Annotated in this window: 15 protein-coding genes; 6 read left to right on the top strand and 9 right to left on the bottom strand. The window is 41.3% G+C overall.

Annotation, left to right across the window (positions count from 1 at the left end; genetic code table 11):
* Positions 1-329: 329 nt before the first annotated feature.
* The 4 genes from BN3277_RS09020 to BN3277_RS09000 all read right to left on the bottom strand — a co-directional run bounded on the left by BN3277_RS09020 (position 330) and on the right by BN3277_RS09000 (position 3,815).
* Entirely contained in the window at positions 330-992 is a 663-nt protein-coding gene (locus BN3277_RS09020; protein WP_059041945.1) for an ABC transporter ATP-binding protein, read from the bottom strand.
* Positions 982-1,677 (bottom strand): hypothetical protein, encoded by a 696-nt coding sequence (locus BN3277_RS09015; protein WP_059041944.1) that lies wholly within the window; start codon positions 1,675-1,677, stop codon positions 982-984. The genes BN3277_RS09020 and BN3277_RS09015 overlap by 11 nt, the downstream gene beginning before the upstream one ends.
* Positions 1,678-2,304: 627 nt before the next feature.
* Positions 2,305-2,862: a hypothetical protein gene (locus tag BN3277_RS09005; protein ID WP_148501018.1), complete on the bottom strand. Its 558-nt coding sequence runs from the start codon at positions 2,860-2,862 to the stop codon at positions 2,305-2,307.
* Between the two features lie 476 nt (positions 2,863-3,338).
* Complete coding sequence (locus tag BN3277_RS09000) at positions 3,339-3,815, bottom strand: hypothetical protein (protein WP_059041941.1); 477 nt, start codon at positions 3,813-3,815, stop codon at positions 3,339-3,341.
* A 164-nt stretch (positions 3,816-3,979) separates the two neighbouring features.
* Between BN3277_RS09000 and BN3277_RS08995 the strand changes: the two genes are divergently transcribed.
* Positions 3,980-4,174, top strand: a complete 195-nt coding sequence (locus BN3277_RS08995) for a ribbon-helix-helix protein, CopG family (protein WP_016313935.1) — start codon at positions 3,980-3,982, stop codon at positions 4,172-4,174.
* 55 nt (positions 4,175-4,229) lie between these two features.
* Here the strand turns inward: BN3277_RS08995 and BN3277_RS08990 are convergent, their stop codons facing one another.
* Both BN3277_RS08990 and BN3277_RS08985 read right to left on the bottom strand, forming a co-directional pair.
* Positions 4,230-6,641 (bottom strand): DUF2357 domain-containing protein, encoded by a 2,412-nt coding sequence (locus BN3277_RS08990; RefSeq protein ID WP_059041940.1) that lies wholly within the window; start codon positions 6,639-6,641, stop codon positions 4,230-4,232.
* Positions 6,613-8,832, bottom strand: a complete 2,220-nt coding sequence (locus tag BN3277_RS08985; protein WP_059041939.1) for an MrcB family domain-containing protein — start codon at positions 8,830-8,832, stop codon at positions 6,613-6,615. Before BN3277_RS08985 ends, BN3277_RS08990 begins: the two co-directional genes overlap by 29 nt.
* A 428-nt stretch (positions 8,833-9,260) precedes the next feature.
* Between BN3277_RS08985 and BN3277_RS08980 the strand changes: the two genes are divergently transcribed.
* From BN3277_RS08980 to BN3277_RS25990, 3 genes are all read left to right on the top strand, one after another.
* Positions 9,261-9,893, top strand: coding sequence for a hypothetical protein (locus BN3277_RS08980; protein WP_059041938.1), 633 nt, complete (start codon positions 9,261-9,263; stop codon positions 9,891-9,893).
* 98 nt (positions 9,894-9,991) lie between these two features.
* On the top strand, positions 9,992-10,462 hold the full coding sequence (locus BN3277_RS08975; protein WP_059041937.1) for a hypothetical protein: 471 nt from the start codon (positions 9,992-9,994) through the stop codon (positions 10,460-10,462).
* A 126-nt stretch (positions 10,463-10,588) separates the two neighbouring features.
* Positions 10,589-10,654: a DNA/RNA helicase domain-containing protein gene (locus BN3277_RS25990; protein ID WP_232436393.1), complete on the top strand. Its 66-nt coding sequence runs from the start codon at positions 10,589-10,591 to the stop codon at positions 10,652-10,654.
* A gap of 300 nt (positions 10,655-10,954) precedes the next feature.
* Here the strand turns inward: BN3277_RS25990 and BN3277_RS08970 are convergent, their stop codons facing one another.
* Positions 10,955-11,914 carry an Abi family protein gene (locus BN3277_RS08970; protein ID WP_059041936.1) on the bottom strand — a complete coding sequence of 320 codons (960 nt, stop codon included), beginning with the start codon at positions 11,912-11,914 and terminating at the stop codon, positions 10,955-10,957.
* Between the two features lie 388 nt (positions 11,915-12,302).
* Between BN3277_RS08970 and BN3277_RS08965 the strand changes: the two genes are divergently transcribed.
* On the top strand, positions 12,303-12,644 hold the full coding sequence (locus tag BN3277_RS08965) for a P-loop NTPase family protein (RefSeq protein WP_148501016.1): 342 nt from the start codon (positions 12,303-12,305) through the stop codon (positions 12,642-12,644).
* Positions 12,645-12,789: 145 nt separating this feature from the next.
* On the opposite strand, the gene BN3277_RS08960 is transcribed toward BN3277_RS08965, so the two are convergent.
* Positions 12,790-14,193 carry a transposase gene (locus BN3277_RS08960; protein ID WP_059041934.1) on the bottom strand — a complete coding sequence of 468 codons (1,404 nt, stop codon included), beginning with the start codon at positions 14,191-14,193 and terminating at the stop codon, positions 12,790-12,792.
* 506 nt (positions 14,194-14,699) lie between these two features.
* Between BN3277_RS08960 and BN3277_RS08955 the strand changes: the two genes are divergently transcribed.
* Positions 14,700-20,234, top strand: coding sequence for a DUF3320 domain-containing protein (locus BN3277_RS08955; RefSeq protein WP_059041933.1), 5,535 nt, complete (start codon positions 14,700-14,702; stop codon positions 20,232-20,234).
* A 419-nt stretch (positions 20,235-20,653) separates the two neighbouring features.
* Here BN3277_RS08955 and BN3277_RS08950 read toward each other — a convergent pair whose 3' ends face one another.
* Positions 20,654-21,961: an ATP-binding protein gene (locus BN3277_RS08950; protein WP_232436370.1), complete on the bottom strand. Its 1,308-nt coding sequence runs from the start codon at positions 21,959-21,961 to the stop codon at positions 20,654-20,656.

Raw genomic sequence — 21,961 nt, 5'->3', positions numbered from 1 at the left:
CTATGAGGACACTCAAATTACCTTGCAAGCCATTCTAGAAAGCAAAATATATCTGCAAGGGTTTAAAGATGCCCCGGCTTGCAATCCGAGCGATCATCTCTACCGTCTTTGTTGTAACGGAAGGCTCCGCTTGTTCGCTTAACCAGGCATATAAGAGGTCATAGAGTTCCTTTCGCATCACGAGCTCAAACAGCGTCTCATACTAACGATCCGCCATAGACACCTCCAATCAAGAAGAGCTGACCGGCACGGTCAGCTCTTTTATTACTATGTTTCTATATTCGACTGGTCAAAAATAGGTCGTCTTTTTGATCGGGCAGTTACAGAAATTATTCGGCAATAAGTACAGCACTCTCGTTTGTTGGACTCATCATTTTTCCAGAAGAAAGCGTAAATGTATAATCGCAGAGTAATTGAATATCTTCTTTGTTATGTGATGTCATGACGATTAGTCTTTTCTCTGCTTTCAGTTTTCTTAATACTTGTCTTAAGGTTTCAACCGAAGCCTCATCCAAAGCATTAAATGGTTCGTCCAGAATAATGATTTGTTGATTTTCCATCATCGCCTGAATAATACCTAGCTTTTGCTTCATCCCCAGTGAATATTGCTTGACTTTCTTTTTGCTTTGCCAGTCTAAATCAAACAGATTCATATAGGATTGAATATCTTCATCACTCGCATCATTTCGGATTTTAGCCAGCATTTTCAAATTTTCATAGCCTGTGAGATGACCGAGAAAACTTGGCTTCTCAAGCAAAATTCCTAGATGATCGGGAAATGAAATATGCTTACCTAATACTTTACCATCTATTTGGACTTGGCCCTCTGTGGGGAGGATCAAACCAGAAATCATCCTCAAGAACATGGTTTTTCCGCTTCCGTTCTTACCCACCACCCCGTAAATATGCCCACTATTGAGCGTAACACTAATATTTTCAAGAACATTTGTTTTTCCGATCGTCTTGGTGAAGTTGGTTACTTCAATCTTCATGGAATGACAACTCCTTCTTTGTGCTTTTCCTTTGAATCATGACTAGAAGCACTAGAATTACGGATAGATTTGCAATCACATTCATGAAAGTCATTGTAGGATGATTTATTTGGGGTAAGATATGAAATGCAAAATTCTGATAGTGGCTAGTCATTGCTAAGAGGACTGAAATCCCCCCCATAATGATAAAAGTACCCGCTTTCGATTGCTTCAGAAGAAGGTAGATTTGAGCGAGAACCACAATCAGGCAAAACAAATAAATTCTCGCTAGAACCCCAACTGTATCTAAGTTTATGGACTGAATCACTTTTGAACTTCCCCAAATTAGATCCAAAAATACCCACACTATGTAAAACAATATTAAAAATACAGATAGAAGTGCTGAAGTCCCTTTCAGTAGAGCTTTGAGCCAGTTGTTTTTGCTTCCATATCGGATGGATAAAGTATCCGAATTGTCGATATAAAAGACAATATAATCAATACACACATATTGTATTAAAAAAATGAGCATGACGAATAAGCTCTGTAACATGGGACTGCTCAAAGGCTTGCCTCCAAAGATCGTCTGATACATTGTTAAAGGATCATTCATGCCCGAAGCTTTTAAGAAGATATAGCTTATTAGGATACTGGCTAGCAAGATAACATAAGCAATGGGTCTTACGCTCTTAAACACCTCTGTCATATAAAATCCCTCTTATCACTTAACTTGATATTTAGGAATATCGTTAAAAGAATGAATACGACTAAAACCAGATAGCTTGCTTTCTCCTGATGAAAGACCCAAGAGAATATTAGGTTTACATTATATGAGGAGAACCTTTTTATATAAGGAATGAATACAATACTCTCCAAAGCTAACCACGTAAAAACGATGAGTTGGCAGTATTTACTTAAAACTAATTGGTTTGACCATTTCAGACATGACATGATATTGATAAAAACGATGGTTCCCAGTAAGTATCTTATATACCATTCAAACAGGAAGAACAGCGACCTGCTCTCCCTCAGTAAGGTTGCCCCCAACCAAATATAAAAGAAGATAATACTCACACAGATAATTCCTTGCATATAGTAACCAACTAACTCGTTTCGAAGTATTTTTCTTCGACTTCCTATTCTTACGTACGTTGTATGATGAAAACGGCTGCTTTCAATAGCCAGTCCGACTGTAAGTACGGACATAAACTGAAATACAAAAAATTTATTAAATATCCATTGATCAAACCAAGAATGACCCATGGGTATTTTCAACATCAAGATGATTCCAGTGAAGGCAATGTAGATCGTGAACCCAAATAAAAATAATACTCTATTCATAACTATCTCTCGACTTAATCAGTATGATACATATCATGATGATGTTCAGTGTCATCCAGCCCCCAAAAGCAACAGCCACGTTCTCCCATCCAATCATATTTGTCATCGCACTAACCGCCATAGGTTGGAGGATCATCCGAATGTTATAAGAGAATAACGGTGGAAATGAATCAAAAATATAAGTAATGCCATACAAAATAATGACGGGAACTAACAGGGCAACATATCGATTTTTAAAATGAAACAGCATACTGAGACAAAGTGAAAAAATAACAAATATCGTTACCGCAAGCGCATTAAGAAACGTATAGATTTGAACCTCCTTCATCGGATTCGAAAGAAATGCCTGATATACAAAGCTTCCCTCTTGCGGAATTAAGTTATGGTAATACTCGGTCATTTGAGTCGTATCAGGAAATAGAATGTACGTCATGAATACATTGATTTCTAGGGCTGCAAATAGGATCGCAAATGATAATACTCCTGTTGAGATAAACTTGGAGAGGATATACTGAATTTTACTTTTTCGAATGATTTGATAGGTATACATGGAGGTATTCTTATCTTCATGGTAGATTAACCCGGTAAGTAAAACCGACATGATCCAAAATATCTGATGATAAAAGTTGTTCCCCCAACTTACCGAATTCATCAACATCCAGAATTAAAATGGATTTAGACCAATGGTCTCCACGGAACCCGGGTATTGATCAAAGTGTCGAGTTACTGAAATGGGGTCAAAAATGGCAATGGCAAGCATTATCAACACTACAATAATTACTTTCTTGTCTCTTATTAATCTAACGAAATCCACTTTAAGATAACTCACCTATAAACCTCCTAGATGCTGGACTGGCAAAGGACCCAACGGTCAGAAAATCCGTCGAATAATGTTTAACAACAGAGGTAATAAATTCCATATTGTGAGTATACTAGAAATAGCCTGTGTTTTGAACTAGATTCCAATCACACAGATGCGAAGCAAAAAAGGCAAGCTCAGGGTAACCTGGAACTTGCCTTTTACAGCTATATGGTCCTTGTTTTCCAATGGTTATTATCATCGTTTGACAATTCATTTAGCATTTTCTCGTATTTATGAAGTTTCCTTTGTGCTTCGTACTTACTGTATTGTAGAACTTCCCTCTTTGTTAGGTATAGCAATGTCCACCATTTACTCCTGTCGCGTGGTTCCCAAATTTTCGCGAGTTCTTCGGGACTAGCTGTGTTTAGTTCCTCATCATAGGCATCCAATTCAAGCCTGGCATCCACGATCAAATTTTCTAGTAAAATTCTCCTGACCCAAACATCATGAACATAGGGCAGCAAACTACTGAAATATCGTTCAACTTCGAATTCCTCTTCTTCTGAATTTGGACCATAGCCTTGAATGGGGCCAACGATCTTGTGGTCTTCCAAATAAATTTTAACTTTAAACAAATCGTCTGCGTATTCTTCATAGAATAAGGCTCCACCTGGAATGGAATCTACAACAATCTCCATCATTGCTGCCCTCCAATACGAAATATACCGACTCGGGTCCGTGCACAAATGTATGTATTCATAAATATATCATAGTTAAAATACAATTTGTATTCATAAAATAACATAAATTGTGTTATGTTATAATCCCTCACTTTCTTTCTATACTGATACGTGAGGTGATTCAAATGAGCAATGACGAGTTCATCATAACTCCAAGGGAAGACAAGACGGTAACCATGTCGATCCGCATTGAAAAAATCCTTCAAGAACAATTAGATGAGCTTGCCCGAAAGAGCAATCGTTCCCGAAATGAAATCATAAACATGGCGTTGGAATATGCCCTTAAGAATGTGAAGTTTATTGATTCTACGAACGATTAAGTTTATTAAAAAAGAAAAACAAAAACCCGCTCAGTGAGCGGGTTTTCATTGCGTCTTAACTATACTTTTCTGTAGTGCCCCTATACTCCTCCACCCGAATTTCCACCACTTTCTCCGCCAAGTCCACATCCGTATGATCCAGATGCACTTTCACCTTGCCAAGCCTGCGAGCTTCGCGCCATTTCCGCAGGTCTTCCTCATTCTCCAGCTTCAACTCGGCGATTTCACTGGCCCGATCAAACATGTATTTGCTCGTATACAGGCAGGTGTAAATCCCCTGCCCTCCAAGAGCAATCGGCTGGTCCCGCCGCTCCCAACGTTCGATCGTAAACTTCAAATAGAGCTCCTCTTCCGTCCCAGGACGAGCCGGCCGTTCCGTGATTTCTCGTCTCCGGACCACCTTCCAATCCCGGACCCGTCCAAACCAATGAATACCCGTGTTCCCTGGGCCTTGAAACTTTTTGCGAGACTGGCACATGGCAATGTATTCGATTTGAGTCAGCAGCTTGTGGTCGGCGATATTTTTCAGCGGCATATGGTAGAACTGATGCTTCAAAGCCATCTCCAGTTGGGAAGGCTCCCTGAGCGAACCTACCAGGACATTCTTGCCCGCAAACTTGTTGTAGTAATATTCCTTCGTCCCGCGGGGGCGAGTGGAACGTTCGTAAGCTTTCTCCGGGCTGTCTTGGATGATCTCCTCCAGCAGTTGGTCCATCAAATCCGTCGTGTTCGGCAGAAACGGGATCGCCCCGATGTTGACGAGCTGAATGCTTTTGTAAAAAGGATGCTCCCTAAACTTCACCTCATCCGGATACGGAAAAAGCACATACGCCCCAAACATACTCCGCTCATACTCGCCGTTCCGTAGATCCTGGTACACAATCGCATCCCGGTATCGGTGCATCGTGTTGATGTCGTCCTCCTCAGGCCCCGGCTGTTTGTACTTCTTCCAGTACGGCGTCCCCTCATAAGCGGGGTTCAAGCGGTATTTCGCATCAAAAATATACTTATACTCAATCGCCGCGTCATTCTTTTTCAAAGTCAGCACATTATCGGGTCTCTGCGCTAGCGTAGAGTGGCCGTCTCCCTGAGGCAGGGAATTGTAGTAGAGCGTAAACACTTCCCCATTTCGCGGATTCCGATAGGCCATCTTCGCCTTCCGCCCGCGATCCAACGTCACAAACAGACCCGTCCGATTCACCTTAATCAGATCCTGGCTCACCAGCTCATATTTCCGCCGCATCAAATCGTGGATTTTCAGGAAACACCAGTACTCATACAACTGCGCCAGATCCTTCATCGATAACCGGAACAGATCCCCTTGAATCGAGAGCCCCTTCATCAGCAAGAGATAAATCCGATAGACCTCCCGATACCCCGGAGCCATCTGCAGGACCAGCGTGATCGAAACTTGCTTCATATCCCCAATTTGTAAAAAATCCTGCTGTAACAGCCGCTGCAACTGTGAACGCATCACGTCAATTTTCTTCAGCAAGACGGGATCCGCGGTTCCTTTTTTCGCTGCATGGGACCTGAGCTCCTTCAGCTTCGAGGTGATGCGCAGCAACGCCCAGCGGATGAACCGATTTTCCGCCGTATCGAAGTCCATATACCGCCGGGTTTCAAGCACATGCGTAGGCAGCTCCTGCCCCGGAACAAACAGCTCCGGCCTTTTGCGCAAAAAGGCGATATTCTCCTTCCCCACCCGCTTCGCCCTCGACGCCTCCACCAGATGAGATTCACGGCGCATTTTATAGTGGGGGGTATTTTTGATCCGATCAACGCCTTGGGTCAGTTGCCCAAAAACCTGCTGTAATATCGTAAAAAACTCCGTCACACTCTGATGCCGGGTCTCCCTCAACCCGGTAAGATGAAACGTCTTGCGCAGAAAGTCAAAAGACAGATTATAGATCTGCTCATTCACCTCTCGCAAAATCACTTCGTAATCGCGCTTGTAATCCATTTTGGATGGGAACACTTCGAGCTGCAGCTTGAAGATGACTTCGCCATGCAGGCGTAACTCCAGTTCCGAAAGACCAACCTCATTCTGAAAATTAAGAATCCCCGACATAACACGGCCAAGACGGCCTACAGGTTTAACCGCTTGCCGCAAGTGAAGATTTTCATGGAAGAATACGATCGGTAGATCCTTCTGTTTCTTCTCTACTACGATTTCATAAGCTTGGGTTTCATAAAACAGGGGCTCTGCCGGATCGCCAGGATTCCAAGCTTGGAGACCCGAGGACTCATGCGAAAAGACTTGAATCGAGTTCATCTCCACTTTCGGCGAGGGGACTTCTACTTGAAAATGGGCGTCCACCCACACCTCCCCCTCCTGCCGATGAAGCTGCATCGTCTCGACAGTCGGATGAAATGGCTTCCCTTTGATATTTAAATCAAACAGATTGGTCTCAATGCGTAGTAACTCCATCGGCGCATTACGATAACCAGTAAGAGGTGAATCCATCTTCTTCAAGCCTCCGTAACATCGAAGCGATTTTCCTTGCACTACGCGGATACTTGGCTTGATCGAGCAGTGATTTAAGCTTATTACCCTCGAACAATGAAGTCGTATCCTCTACATACTCATTGACGGCAAAAGAGGAACCCACACACTCCCGCATCAAGTTCAGAAGAACCCTCTGGATCGAAGCGCTGCTGCCTTGAATGCGAGGCAATATTTTCTGGAGTAACTGGTGATCCAACGCCTCATCCTCGGTAAGCAACCCGAACCGCTGGTTATAGAGCATATAGAAACACACCGCATCCCGAATTCGAAACCCTATATGCGCATGGATCTCCTCCAAAATGCCGTTGATCCGCACCAACGTATCGGTCGTCTTCGTAATCAGTGCTTTGGATTCCACGTTATAGGCATCTACTAGCTGCAGATAATCACATCTTAAGAACAGATTTGGCATGGCCTCTGGACGTTGCCCCACCTCTGATTCCTCGTCAGGAAATTGAGCCAAGAAGATATCATTGAACTCAATCGTATTCGCCCGGTCGAGCACCTTTTTACTAAAAGGATGCGTCGTCTCGTCCATATTGACCGTCCCAATCAAGTACACATTCTCCGGAATCGACAGATTACCATATATCTCTCGATCCTCATCCTGCACAAGCGAACTGCCGTGAATGATGGGGTCGGTAGCAATATGTCCATCCCGCCATTCCTGAGTCTCCAGAATGCTAAGCATATCGCTGAAATAGTGTTCTACTCGTGCCAAATTCATCTCATCAAGGCAGATAAAATAAGGTTTAATCGGGTTATGGGAGGCCTCCAACAATACCTCGGTAACACGCCCAGGACGGAACTTACCAGACAAGTCACTGTAGCCAATCAAATCCGACGGATCACTCCAATCCGGTCGGACTGGGATCAACGTAAACTGCCCATTCTCCGAAGTCGCCCCCATCGCCTCTGCAAAGAGCTTGACCAGCTTGGTTTTCCCGGTTCCCGATACGCCTGCTAGGATGACGAAAGGTTTGGTTTTGAGGGAGAGGTAGAAGTTTTCGATCAATCCAGGCGGGTAGGCAAACCCCTTATTTTTAATGTACGATTGGATACCATCCAAATGCCCGCGAACTGCCTCATCATCCATGTTTTCTTCCACCGTTTCCAAAGGATATTCTGGATCTTCGACCTGTTCGGTTTGAAGCTTCCGATCGACGTATTCTTGGTAGGTCGTCATCAATTGCTCAAGATCAGCTACTAGCTGATCATCGCTCGGAATATGAGACGCATCGTACCGCTTGTAGGCAACCGTCGATATTTGATAATCACGGCCCAAACCAGCTGAAGTAAGCTGGATATTTTCATCTTTGGAGAAAGCTTGAAAATCAAGGCTCTCTCTTATTTCCGTCACCTTTTGTTGTAGGAACTTGTACCCTTCTTTTCTACCTCGCTCCTGAATAGGTTTCGTAACCCCTTGGTTAAAAGTCAGATAGACCGCGCTCATGTCCTCAGCAAATAGGTAAACGATATATTCCCCGTATTGGGTAGATTTCGTAATTCGGGTATCCATAAGAGCTAGCCAAGGTACGGTTGCCCAGTTCCCCATCCCCACTGAACCTTGAATTTTGATATGCTCCGAAACAAATGGAAGCAAACGAAGCTGCTCCGGCAACTTCTTTCTGAATAAAGTACCTAGCGCGTGATTCGTAAAAGATTCGGTCTTAGCTTGAGGATAGGTTTGTAGGATATGAACCAAGCTGTCGTGAAGCGAGAAGCGCGGCTCCTGTCCAAGCTGGTTATGGTATAGGTCCAATTCACGGTTAGCATCATCCTGAAGCTCCGATAACACCGCATCCCCTTGCGCCCATACTGAATCCGCAAACGTCAAAAAAGCCCCGTCCGCTTGTTTAACAACAACCGAACGAAGCGCTTCTATTGGAGTATCGAGAATATGAGTCTTTATTTGCGGAACGCTCATAAACTCCCATCGTGTTGCTACTTTATTGGGAGGTGAGTCCACAACAAGACCGTTGATCTCTCTATACTGGTAGTAAGTCAGGAACCGTCTTGCTACATCATCAAGCTTAAGCATCTGATCATGCGTTTCCTGCCAAGTATCAATCATCGCAAGCACAAGCACCATTTTGTAGGACTTTTGCTTTACACGGAATATGTTTACTAATTCGATTGGAAGTGACATGCTTTGCCCTCCGGGATAGTGATAGGTATATTATAGCGGAAAAGTCTTTAGATTAGTGTTGGTGAGTGAAACTTATTATTATCTGATTATTTGGAGAGACTCCTCATAAACACATGGAGAAGTTATTACGCATATTCTGATGGCATAATCCGTAGAAATGGCTCGCAAAGAATGCGCTAATTTCAATTAAAGAAGCACATGATGTGAGCTATAATGAGCATTGCAGTACTACAGGTAAGCTTAATAGTAGGCCTATCAAGGTATTCAAGTAGGTCGTGAAGATGAAAAAAAGAATAACACAAGCCCAATTACGTTTTCGTTATTTTATTAATTTATTGAAATTATAATGATTTTGTAATTGACAGGAGTGAAACCTTTAATGTATTATTTCATCAACAAATGAATCGAGTTGAATTGGAGTGGATAAGTTGGAAAGTAACGCGGATTTCTTAAATGATGTAATTGATGGATTGGACTATCTGCTTTCAACTGTTATGGAGTTTGAAGATTCGCTAATGGATTCCGTCGCCCAATTGGCGAAAGAAAGAAAACCACATTTAATAACAAAGCAATTAATAATTGCGGAGAAAATTAAGGATTTTTCTGTTAAAGTCGAACAACTTAAAACTGAATGGTTGAATATTAATGGCGGAGAACAGCTCATCGATTATAAAACTATTGAGGATGAAAAGAAAGGAGTGCATGAAAGAACTGAATGGTGGACCGCAGATGAATCTGTAAAGATCGAAACCAAAAGATTGGAAGGAAGCCCCTATTCAAATGTGTTCCCTTTAGCGGTATTTAAAGAAATAGCTACAGCTGCATCAGATTTTGTTTTTAAAAAGAAGTTCGTGAAAACGTCCGATGTTCTCCATTTGCTACAAAATGAAATTATTTCTCACAGTGATTATAAAAAGACGCCTAGGATTCCTGTATACGCTACATTTAAGGTCCTGGTTAAAGAAAAACTCTTAAAGGTAGATGATACTAATTCGCATAAATATATCGCCAACTGTTCAAAAGAACAGTTCATTAAATGGATAGAGAATCTTAGTAATTGAATTCAAATTATAGAAGCGCAATCTTCCGTATAACACTACAATTATGCGCTACAACCTAACACAATCCTAATAATCAAATTAGAAATGAGGTAATTGCAATGGCGAAAGTAACACAAGCAGACTTTTATTTTGGGGCAGCGTTATCAATTCTATTTAATAACAATATGATACCAGCTCTAGTTGAAGGGGGCGATAATAGAAGAATTTATAAAATTTCAACTGATACTAGCGCTTATGATATTTATATGAAATACAGATCGAAAAGAACAACTGGAAGCAATGACTATTCTAGTTGGCAGTTCACTTTTTCAGAGGATGATATTTTTGAAATTAAGAAAAACATCAATAAAGAGTTTATAATGTTGTTGATTTGTGGGAAGGAAAAACTAAACACAAGTGAAATAGTTATATTAGATTATAATGACATAACATGTATATTTGAAACTAACAAAAGAAGTTTTACAATATCAAGACGAAAGAATGAGAAATACTATAGAATTTCTATGGGCGGCGGAAGAGAGAATAGTCTCCAAATTAAAGCACGTTTGTTAAGTCAAATAGCTGTGTAATATCATACATATATTACCACATAAAATGTTTGAAAGATTCTCATGCCCCAAGGGGGCGGCGACTAATAGCTCCAATGGAACAGCCAGACAGGAGGTTGGTTAAGCAATTTAGATGCTAAAAAAGAGATGGGGAGTATCTATACTTTACCTGGTCTTGATCTAAACTATGCAGGAGTTATTATTGATCCATAACTCTATTTAGATAACCTGGACAGTATGATATAAGTAAAAAGGATACCTTTTATGACAATAAAGTAATTCATACGCGGCCTTTCCAACTCGTGGCACCAAAGGAACTTTCGTCTATGTTTGTGACGATAACCTAAGAGGTATATCCCTTATCACTAATGGTGTATGAAGTTGAAAAGCCACCAACCAGATCACTGGTTGATGGCTTTTACATACTTCTTCAATGGAGGTAAACTTACATTTTTAAAACCCTGTATATAGATTACCGGCGATAAAACTCAGCCATTCCAAACCAAGGTATATTTATAAATAATTCAGCCAATTGTGAGGGAATCCCATTTTATTTTGTATGTCAGAAAAGTTTACTGATGTGAAACTCGTTTCGTAGGAAGCAAATAGTTTTTTAAGTTTGCTAATTAATAATTTATAGTCCTTTTTAGCAATAACTAATTTTAGAAACGCGACCATTGCGAATAAATTACCCTTACTAATAATATCTGTGGGGACTCCTAAGTGGCCAGCACTCGATGAACTTCTTGGAGGCCGATGCATCACAAAATTATAAAGCCGTTCTTCATGAGCGCACACATTTCTATAAAATGTGGCTGCCTTTAAGATATTTTGCAGCTCATCGGATGTAAATTGAATAGACTTAATATATTCACGATTAAAAGACTCACCAAAATCTTTAGCTATCGTGTTTCTTAAGGATTCGTCAAGACTCTCATAAAAGTACTGCATATTCCCCATAGTTAAATAACCTATGAGAACCCAGAATGGAACCCCATCGTGATTATCAAGATAATGTTTGATAGGACCCCTTTTATCCGCTTTCTTAGAAATTTCATTGGATATCGTAGCTATTACTTGAAGAACTGTCTTCAGCTTTACTGGATCCCGAGAGTAGTTTGTCATTTCAAGGTATGCACTTGATTCCCTGTATTTAGCCGTAAAATGATAAGAACTTTTTGATTTGATACTTGATTCAAATTTTAACAAGCTTTCAAGCAAGATATTCCTCAATTCACGATCAAAAGAATATAGATTATATATCTCGTCAAAAGTTGTACCGCTCTTATATTGCTCGGGGTCAACAGTCCTATCATGGAGATCCCGCAACAAAAATAAGTCCTTGTAACCGTTTATTAAGCTATAATAATTCTCTCTTTCTAATACTCTCATCGCCTTTGATCCACTTGATATCAAAAGTCCACGATCGCGTAAAATAGTTAATTGCTGCCGATGCGTCTTGAATGGCTTCATAATGTCAACTCCAATAGAAAAGCCCAGTCCTCGTAAGGAACATGGGCTAGATCACTTAGATCCATTATAGTATATGCAGCGGTAACGGTCAATATTCATAGGTATTTATCCATCTACACCGAAATGTATGAATTAAGAACCCATTTCACACGTAATATATTTAAAATAACCATTGGGCCTCTCCATCGCGTGTTCTAAAAATGCTGCATCTGGCAGAAATAATTCTGTAAACACCTACTGGGTGATCGATCACATTTTAAGCCTATCTATAAAAACAAGCAGAATCCGCCAAAGATGACGAAAGAAGCAAGTTCTTCAAGAGTACATTGATCAAGTAGTCCTCAACTCAAGACCTGGCGCAAGAAACGATTTGGCTGACTTATACGACATGATTAAGTCTGGAGCCTCAAACTATCAAATCATGGAATCGGCCCCTGAATATCTACTCCATACAGATAAGATAGAGAGAGTGAGACAAATCATTAAGGCTGAGGAATATAAAGATAAGTTCCGTGAATTAGAAGTTGCTTATATTTGGGGAAAAACTGGAGTTGGAAAAACTAGACATGTTATGGAAAAGTTCGGATACCAAAATGTCTATAGAGTAACAGACTATATTCACCCTTTCGACAATTATAAAGGTGAGGATGTCATTTTATTCGATGAATTTCGGGGACAGCTTAAAATTCATGATATGACTCAACTTGAACCCATGATTAAACTTGCATAAACCATTAAAACGCATGAAGAGGGCATACTTCTGGTTTCACAGTAAGATGACCAATGGTTTGCTTGAAGGTATTAAGAGTCAATTTCATAATTCAGTTTGCTGGAGGGCATGCTTGCCCAAAATTCGAGATCGTTTTTTATAAAAATCAGGCGACTTGCCGGTGCTGACTCAACTGCTTGTTCAACTTGTCTAAGGCAAACTTACTGAGATTATAAGCCAACGTGCTTAACTGAAAGTCGACGCTCGCTCGAACACCGCGGTGACGTGTGCGTCTCATTCCGAAATACTCCTTGAGGTAGGCAAATACGCGCTCCACAGCAGTTCGTTTCTTGTACAGCTTCACAAAGCTCTCGCTTCCTCTTGCCGGATAGGTGTGCTTGCGCAGATCCGTTTCAATGCGGATCTTAAAGACCTTCTGGCAGCTGGACTCGGCAAATGGGCAATCCTTGCACTCGTTTGGCCGAGTATATCGAAGTGTCTCGTATTTGGTGTCAAAACTGTCATAGCGGTAGGCATGCCCCTCCTTGCAAACGGGACTGTAATCCCGGTTCATTCCCTCGGGAGGTTCCGTATGGTGGATTATATCAATGACCGGGTAGGCGCCTAGCGAGTGAATTAACTGGTAGACCGCCTTGCTGTCGTAGCCTTTGTCTCCTAAGACGTGCTTCACTTTAAGCATAGGGAACTTCAGCGGCAGGCCCTTAAGCAGCAAAATCGCCATTCGTTGGTCGTTTGGGTTCGCCGAGCTGAACACACCGCTGAGAATGTATTGGCTGTCGGTATCCACTAATATATTCGCCTTGAAACCATACCAGCTGGTGAGCCTGCCTTTAGAGTTCTTTTTGTCACAGCGTGCGGCCTGCCTAGGCAATGCAGCGAGCAGTTCATCGTATGTGGAGGACAGCATGTCCTCCACTTTCTTCTCAAACGGCCCTAGGCTCGCTTCGTAAGCCTCCCGTTCCTTACGCCGACGCTCTGTTTCTTCAGCAGAGGCGCGCCCGCGCGGGTAGGTCGGTTTCCTAGGCCGTTCGCTCACGGGTGGGGGTTGCGACTCGGTGACATCCAATTTGAGTTGTTCTAACTCCGGTGTCTTACTTTGTTTTTTGGAACGTCGAGCGGCTCGTCGCTTGGATGCGGACTCGCTGAATTGGCAGTCCCAAGCTTCGACGATCGAGGAGTCGACGGCGATATGCGTACCAGATACGAATCCTTCTTCTAAGGCGGACAGTACTAGACGGTCCTGTAACTTCTCAAGAAGTCCATTTTGTTGCAGCGCATGGATCAGTCTCGAATAGGAAGCTTCGCTCGGTATGCGATTGGAACCGGTAAACCGACACTGGATTCGAAATTCTTCGCTGGACTTGAGCCGCTTAACCAGGGCGGACACAAATTCTATACCTTCCATTTTTGCGATGAGCAGCGAATAGATCATGGCCGGCACGTTCAATTCCTCCGGTCGCCCACGGCCGTGTTTTTTACTTAGCGATTGCATAACCGGAGCGAGGTTCAAATGCTCGAAGATCTGGCTATATCTACCTTCAGGTTGCATTTGTAACAATTCCTCGAAGGAAAACAGTTCTGTTTGGCGAATTGAATAGATAGGGGTTACCTCCTTTTTTTTCTCGGGTTTGGTTTGGTTACCTGTTAATTCGAGATTTGGGGAGGTACTCCCTTTTCTATGACCAAAATATCCAGCTAGATCAACGGCTTTGAATTATGAAATTGACTCATTAATGGACTTGTTCAAGCCTCAAAACGAAAAGCTCGTGAATACTGAAACGTGAATAATTTGATTGCTATGGTTTACATGACCGCTAACAAAGCACGACTTCGTTTCTCTTTTTCCTTTCTATCAGATTTCAAAAACTCTCACATCTAAGCGACACTATGAAATCTACATAATTCAGCGTTAGCCACTCAATTGAGCGAAGAGCCAATATATTTCGTTTGATGTCCTGAGTCGAAAGAAGGAGATTTTTGTATACTGTTGAAACTATATATTTAGGTTTTCATTATTACCTTCTAATGATTAATTTTTATGACTGAGGTGTTACTATGGCTGCAATTGATGTCCGTATAGATAAATGGAAAAAACGACTCCTTGATTTGGGCAAGAAAAACAGACTCATCAATTATCGGGAAACCAAGCGTTCCAACATAAAGATAGTAAGTCCTGATCTTGCCGAATTGTTCAGGCTGCTAGTCGTGAATGAGTCAGCCTTGGAATTTCCTTTCCCATATGAAGAACTCGAAGATGAGGATGATGAAGCTACAGAGCCATATACTTCACTTGGTGATATCCAAACTAACCAATCCATCAAAGAGCAACAGAAGACTTTAAGAAATCTAAGAAACAAAGCCAAGACAGCACTTGAGGAGCAGGGCGTCAATATCCTATATCTAACATTTGGCTTTCTCAAATGGAAAGAAAGCCTGGACTCCGACCAAACCATCACATCTCCTATCGTGCTTGTTCCCGTTACACTTACACTTGAATCCATTTCATCCCCTTTCGTCTTACGTTTACATGAAGACGAGGTCGTTATCAACCCAACATTAATGTATAAGATGGAGAACGAATTTGGGGTAACTCTGCCTGAATTTGATGCACATGAAGACAGCATTTCGGATTATCTCTCGACCCTTGGCAAAACAGTTATTAAGAACAAATGGGAAGTGGCTCTCGAAACGGGCTTAAGCCTACTCTCATTTTTGAAAATAAATATGTATGAAGACCTTGATAAGAATCAAGAAAAAATTAAGGCCCATCCCGTTCTTCTCGGGTTATCGGGAGACAGAACTCAAATCAAAACATTACCTGCTGAATTCAATAACTATGATCATGATAAGAAAACACGAGCAATAGATACGTTTCAAGTAGTCGATGCCGATTCCAGCCAGCAGGATGCCATTCTTTACTCAAAGAAGGGTGTCAGTTTTGTTCTGCAAGGCCCTCCAGGCACCGGAAAGAGCCAGACCATAACAAACATAATTGCTGAGAGTCTTGCTGAAGGTAAGCGAGTCCTCTTTGTGTCTGAGAAAATGGCTGCTCTTGAGGTAGTACATAAACGTCTATCTCACGCCGGCCTTTCAGACTTTTGCTTGACCCTACACAGCCATAAAGCCAACAAGAAAGAGGTACTGAATGATCTTGGACGAACACTGACTATAAATAGGTTTAAGGTTCATGAAGAGGCAATCTCACAGCTTGAATTACTTGAGAGACAAAGGGAGAAATTGAACCTTTATGTTTCGGAACTCCATACGATCATCCAGCCACTTAATCAATCTCTATATATGATTAATGGGAAATTGGCAAAATTGTATGAGACCCCCGACGTTATATTTACCATTAATAACGTTGCTGGAACAACACCGGAACAATTGAATCGATATAAATGCCTCCTGAACGAGTTATCCAAGACAATCGGAAAAATGACCGCTGATTATGCTCTAAACCCATGGAAAAACTGCAATGTCACCAATGTTTCCCACGAATTAAGACATGACATTGAAACAAACCTAAGGAAGCTAGCCCCTGCCTTCGAAACATTGTTAGAGACTTTCAACAAAACGAACACAACACTTGGTTTGAATAGGGGATCGAACTTATCCGAGATAGATGATCTCATTGAGATCCTGAATGTATCTGAGAAATCACCGGGTATTCCGATCAATTGGGTAACAACGGATGATATTTCCTCGCTTATTCAGCAAGCAGAGAGATACCTCGAGATGAAACAGGAGTATGAGGATTATCAGGCTCAACTGCGTAAGGTGTACCATTCTGATTACTTCACAATGCAAGCAGAAGTTAGAAAGTCACAGCTCCAAACAAAAAACTTAGCCATTAAGCCAGTTTTAAACTCTGGTAGTTTTCCTACTGAAAATGATGTCATGAAGTTTGCAAAATCTATCATAAATGAACTATCCACGGTTACAACAAAATTAGAAACCGCTTCTGCCGCGGCGGATAGCATTACTGAATCACTGGAAATTCCATACAAATCTTCTATTGCCGGCTTAGAGAGCCTACACGTTCTTATTAGTCATATACTTCTTAATCCGAGGCCAACCGAGGCTTGGTTTGAGCCGGGCAAATACACTGCAATTAAAAAGATTTCCTTAGAAGCTAAGAATACCTACGACCAAATCAATGCAATTACAGCTTCTATTAGCAATATCTTTGATAAAGAAATCTTTGAGTTGGATTTCTCTTCTATGCTTAAAAGGTTCAAAGTGGAATACACCTCTTGGTTAAAACATCTTAAAAAGAGTTACAGATCAGATAAAAAACAAGTCCTTGGCCTAATGAAGGGTAGTAATCAAAAGATCGACGATCAAACAATTACTACCGTATTAAATCAGTTAAAGGATCTTTCTGATAAGCATACCTGGCTAAAAGAGAATGACCACCTCTTGACTGAATTGCTTGGAAGTCATTACGCGGGGAAATTAACCGATTGGGGCTTGCTGGTACAATCACTTGAACAGTTTACAAGTATCATCCGCTCGTTCTCGGGTGAACCAATATCATCAAGTGTTAAGGACTTCCTTATTAGCGGTGGTTCGACCTATCAAAGCCTTAAAACGTACCATGAGAAACTTGGAATTATGAACGATAATGAACTACCGCTTATTCTTCAGAAAGTATTCTCAACAACTGCAGATTATAAGGTCATGGATTCGACAGTACTCCTTGAAATGATTACTAGTGTAACAAATTCACTACATGATCTAGTTGAGCTATTTACAGATGTGACCAGATACAGCTGCAAAGAACTATCTTATGATGAAGTAATGGACGATCTCTCCAAGCTCGAGATCATTCAGATCACTGACCTTACGATTAATTCGGAGAGTGAACTTCTTAAAGAGACTTATCAGAACTTCTTCAATGGTAGTATCCAGACGGACTGGAATTCAATCTTAGGTTCATTATCTTGGACAGGTGATTTCAAAAAGATACACGAAAAGTACACTTTACCAATGGATTATATTAATCGCATTTGTTCCGACACATCATTCATCTCTAATGCCTCCACATACAATAAGAACCTAAAGGACATCTTGTCCCAGATACAAAGGGAATGGCAATGGTATGCAGACCTCTTTGACAACAAAGAAGAGTTGCACCAAACTGACTTATCAGCGTTGACGTTTAAAATCCGCAATTGTCTAAATAACATTTCTTCATTGGAAGAATGGATTGATTTCCGTAGTTGTCGGGATGAGTGTAATAAAGAAGGCCTGGCGGAGTATGTCCAGAAGATAGAAGTGCTTAAGATCGAAAAGAACCAGATTATAGGTACTTTCTTAAAGCGATTTTATCGACTTTGGGTAGACTCCGTAATCCTTAAGTTTCCTACGGTTAACTCATTCCGTAGTCGGAGTCACGATGAGATCATTCGTGAATTTAATCGCCTTGATCTAACTCAGCTTAATCTAGCTCGGACAAGGATTAAAGAACGATTAGTCTCGAGGTTACCGGATCTAAACACGGCTACAATAGCCGTAGATGAGGTTGGGATATTAAAACGCGAATTGGGTAAACAGCGTAAAATACTTCCGCTTCGCAAGTTATTTAAAGCGATACCTAACTTACTACTTACTTTAAAGCCTTGTCTTATGATGTCTCCTCTATCTGTAAGCTTATTTCTCGATGCAGATGAATACAATTTTGATGTTGTAATATTTGATGAAGCTTCTCAGGTTTGTACAGAAGATGCAATTGGAGCCATTATGAGGGGTAGTCAGGTAATTATAGCCGGTGACAATAAACAGCTACCCCCGACGAGTTTCTTCGCCGCTAGTACATCAGATGGTGACTTTGATGTGAACGATTCTGATGAAGATAGTGTTGACGATACAGACGCCTTTGAGTCAATCCTTGATGAATCTTTGACAGTTCTTACAGAGCGTACACTAAGGTGGCATTACCGAAGCCGCCACGAACATCTGATTGCCTTTTCGAATGCCAAGATTTACAATCACGATTTAATCACATTTCCCTCTCACATCGACAAGATTCCTGATCACGGCGTCGAATACATTTATGTGGAAAATGGGGTTTATGATCGAGGAGGCAAGAAATGTAACTCTATCGAGGCTGTACGTGTAGCAGAAATGGTTTATGAGCATTTCCGCTATTATCCCGACAGGTCCTTAGGAGTTGTCACTTTCAGCGAAGCACAACAACAAGCTGTTGAAGCTGCGATTCGTCAGTTGCGTTTACAAAACAGAGAATACGAGAAATTCTTCAATGAGGATAAAGAAGAAGCTTTCTTCATCAAGAACCTGGAAAATGTTCAAGGTGATGAACGCGATACTATTATCTTCAGCATAGGATATGCAAAAGATCCAAATGGTGTAATGTATATGAACTTCGGGCCATTAAGCAGATCGGGCGGTTTCCGTCGGTTAAATGTTGCCATTACCCGTGCCAAATATAATATAAAACTTGTGGGATCAATCCGACCAACTGATATTAAGTTGGAGAGTACAAACGCTGAAGGTGTCAAAATGCTCCGTTACTATATTGAGTTTGCTATGAATGGACCGGACGCAATCATTAACGAAATAACGTATACCGATACAGTAAACGTAGATTCCCCATTTGAAGAATCTGTTTATGACTTCTTAGTAAAGAATGGATACTCTGTAGCTACTCAAGTGGGTTGCTCTGGATATCGAATTGATCTTGCCGTTAAACACCCCACGTTAAACGGCAGGTTCGTACTAGGGATAGAGTGTGATGGAGCTACTTACCACTCAGCTCGTACAGCTAGAGAACGTGATCGGCTGCGTCAAACTGTTCTGGAGGATATAGGTTGGAAGATTTACCGTATATGGTCCACCGACTGGATTAAAGATCCTTTAACAGAGGGACATAAACTACTCGAAGCTGTCCATAAGGCTATAGCGGGATATTTGGACGAAAGTAGTACAAATTCTGGAGGGATACAAAGAGCTCAAGATAATCTCGCAAAAGACACGATAAGCATTGAGGTTATTGAGAGTGCCATATCAAAAGACGAACAATCTTACGAAGACCCGTACTCTTTTGATTTTTACGAAGAGGCCAATATTCATGAGGTGAAACGTTTCTCGGATAATACTACGTATCTAAAGTATGTCATTGATTATGTTGTCCAGCAGGAGTACCCTATTCATTTAGATTTGCTGTGCAAAAGAGTAGCCGGGTTATTTGGAAATCAGAAGGTGACAGTCAAAGTCCGGAACTCAGTCAAGTACGTGATCGGTAAGTACCTCGCAGATAAAATAGAAAAAAGGAATGACTTTCTCTGGATTAAAGGGGCTGATACCATCAAAGCGAGGGTACCCTTTTCGAATAACATTGGTTTTAGAACAATAGCACATATCTCAAAGGAAGAAATTGCTGAAGCGATGCTCCAGATTGTGAGCAAGAGTTTTGGAATCACATCAAATGATCTTTATGTGGTTACTGCACGTGCATTTGGATTCAGCAGAACTGGCGGCAACATTAATCATGCCATGCAGCAAGCTTGTGAGTATTTAATTGGATCTGGAGTTGTCAAAGATTCAGGAGGCAAGATAGTAATGCTGTAAGATTGGGAAAGGTATTCACTCCTCTCTTTTAGCCCCAAGGAAACTAACTATAAATGACCCATCTATGCAACATCTGCATAAAAAACAGGGAGCATACCTTTTTGAGTGGATGCTCCCTGTTTTTTTAATGGAGGCGAGAAGAGTCGAACTTCTATACGAAGGCAACGCCACATAGGCGAACTTCGTGTGGGTGTAGTGACAGAATTGATGTCACCCTAGAGACTCCATTCGAAGTTAGACTCGATAATGCTACTAATACACCCAGCTCATTCTATGAAGTTACGTGCAAGTTAAATAAATGATACTTTGAAGTTCTGAATACCCCAAAACAAAGTATCCGCTGCATTATTCTCATTACTTCCCCCCCTAAAGTGGGAGCCATATGCAAGTTACGTGCAAGTTACCGTCAAGTAAGCCACCTATGCCCAGTAGGGCACATACTTCATATGTTTTGGAGCAGTATCAGGATCTTTTGCCTTAACTTTTGATGCTTCTACTGCATCTTTAATTATTCTGGAGGCAATGGAGATTTGCCTACTATCCATTCCAAAACGTTGACGCAAAGTTGCATTTGTCATAAAGTCTCTAGTTACATATTTTAAACAGGCATGCATGTAACACGCCCTGACCCGTTCTTCGCGATCCATATCCGCAAAAGGCCTATGCGAAAATAGAATTACTCGAGTGTGTTCTTCAGTAACCTCAATTATTGGAGCTGGTAACTGATAGAACTCTGTTTGCGACACTACTTTATCAAATCCACTGCCTCGCTCTTCACAGACGCCAACACGACGTAGGAATGAGGCAATCGCTTCATTTCGTGATCTAGGAGGACTGTCGATAAATCGTTCCACTTGAACGAGCGGTATTCCTGGATTCGTTATTTCCATACGATCTGAGAAAATTTCAATCATTGGTCCTGTACCTCGTAAAGAAAAGTCCTGATGTATTATAGCATTAGCCACCAATTCCCGAACGGCTAATTCGGGATACATTGAAACATCTTTCCTTAAAGCTTTTCCGATTATCTCGTTCCTCGGTAAAAGATTATCTATGAATCCAATAAGTCCTTCGAATCCAGCAGCGTAACCTTTAACCCCCTCTTGTTCCCGTTCAGTTTGAGTGCGGTCTTTGCCGCTATATATAATAACTCGTACCGATTTTCTTTTTAGATGACTAAAGCTTGACAACCTCTTGGCAAATAAAATCGCTCCTAGATTTGTAATATTCCACCCACCCGCATCGCATTTCTTTATCATGTTGTCGTTTGATAAACGTTCTAAAATCCGTTTTCTATCTTCCGGTAGTTCTAGATCCAATAACTCAAAGTAAGTTGGATAATCAAGAAGCTTAAGCACCTCAGAATCCGTGACATTTTCAGCAGCAATCATTTCTTCAAACGGTATTTTATCAAAAGCTCTCCATAGAGCACGCTCTTTATCAGGAAAATCCTTTAGATTCTTTTTGTAAGACCCTATTCGTATATACTCTGTTCCTTTAAATTGTACGGGTTTATCTGTAGCCCTTTCGATCTCTAATATGACTATTTTTCCAGAATCCGTAACTAATTCATAGAATTCGAAATAAATACGAGGTGATAATTGTCTTAATAACCAACTCTCCAATTCTTCATTTCCGACTTTGCTTGAGTGAGGGTTAAAGTTAGTGCCAAGTATGTCATGCGACTGATCGGCCGGGCCCCCGAATATTGGACACTTTAGGATCAA

It is taken from the genome of Paenibacillus rubinfantis (assembly GCF_001486505.1).
GTDB classification, from domain to species: Bacteria; Bacillota; Bacilli; order Paenibacillales; family Paenibacillaceae; genus Fontibacillus; species Fontibacillus rubinfantis.
Note: the sequence above shows the minus strand (reverse complement) of the source record. Positions and strands in the feature narration are given on the sequence as shown.

What these genes read in the sequence shown, in the direction of transcription:
- BN3277_RS09020 (WP_059041945.1), bottom strand. Translation starts at nt 992, where the DNA reads ATGAAGATTGAAGTAACCAACTTCACCAAGACGATCGGAAAAACAAAT.
- BN3277_RS09015 (WP_059041944.1), bottom strand. Translation starts at nt 1,677, where the DNA reads ATGACAGAGGTGTTTAAGAGCGTAAGACCCATTGCTTATGTTATCTTG.
- BN3277_RS09005 (WP_148501018.1), bottom strand. Translation starts at nt 2,862, where the DNA reads ATGTATACCTATCAAATCATTCGAAAAAGTAAAATTCAGTATATCCTC.
- BN3277_RS09000 (WP_059041941.1), bottom strand. Translation starts at nt 3,815, where the DNA reads ATGATGGAGATTGTTGTAGATTCCATTCCAGGTGGAGCCTTATTCTAT.
- BN3277_RS08995 (WP_016313935.1), top strand. Translation starts at nt 3,980, where the DNA reads ATGAGCAATGACGAGTTCATCATAACTCCAAGGGAAGACAAGACGGTA.
- BN3277_RS08990 (WP_059041940.1), bottom strand. Translation starts at nt 6,641, where the DNA reads ATGGATTCACCTCTTACTGGTTATCGTAATGCGCCGATGGAGTTACTA.
- BN3277_RS08985 (WP_059041939.1), bottom strand. Translation starts at nt 8,832, where the DNA reads ATGTCACTTCCAATCGAATTAGTAAACATATTCCGTGTAAAGCAAAAG.
- BN3277_RS08975 (WP_059041937.1), top strand. Translation starts at nt 9,992, where the DNA reads ATGGCGAAAGTAACACAAGCAGACTTTTATTTTGGGGCAGCGTTATCA.
- BN3277_RS08970 (WP_059041936.1), bottom strand. Translation starts at nt 11,914, where the DNA reads ATGAAGCCATTCAAGACGCATCGGCAGCAATTAACTATTTTACGCGAT.
- BN3277_RS08965 (WP_148501016.1), top strand. Translation starts at nt 12,303, where the DNA reads ATGATTAAGTCTGGAGCCTCAAACTATCAAATCATGGAATCGGCCCCT.
- BN3277_RS08960 (WP_059041934.1), bottom strand. Translation starts at nt 14,193, where the DNA reads ATGCAACCTGAAGGTAGATATAGCCAGATCTTCGAGCATTTGAACCTC.
- BN3277_RS08955 (WP_059041933.1), top strand. Translation starts at nt 14,700, where the DNA reads ATGGCTGCAATTGATGTCCGTATAGATAAATGGAAAAAACGACTCCTT.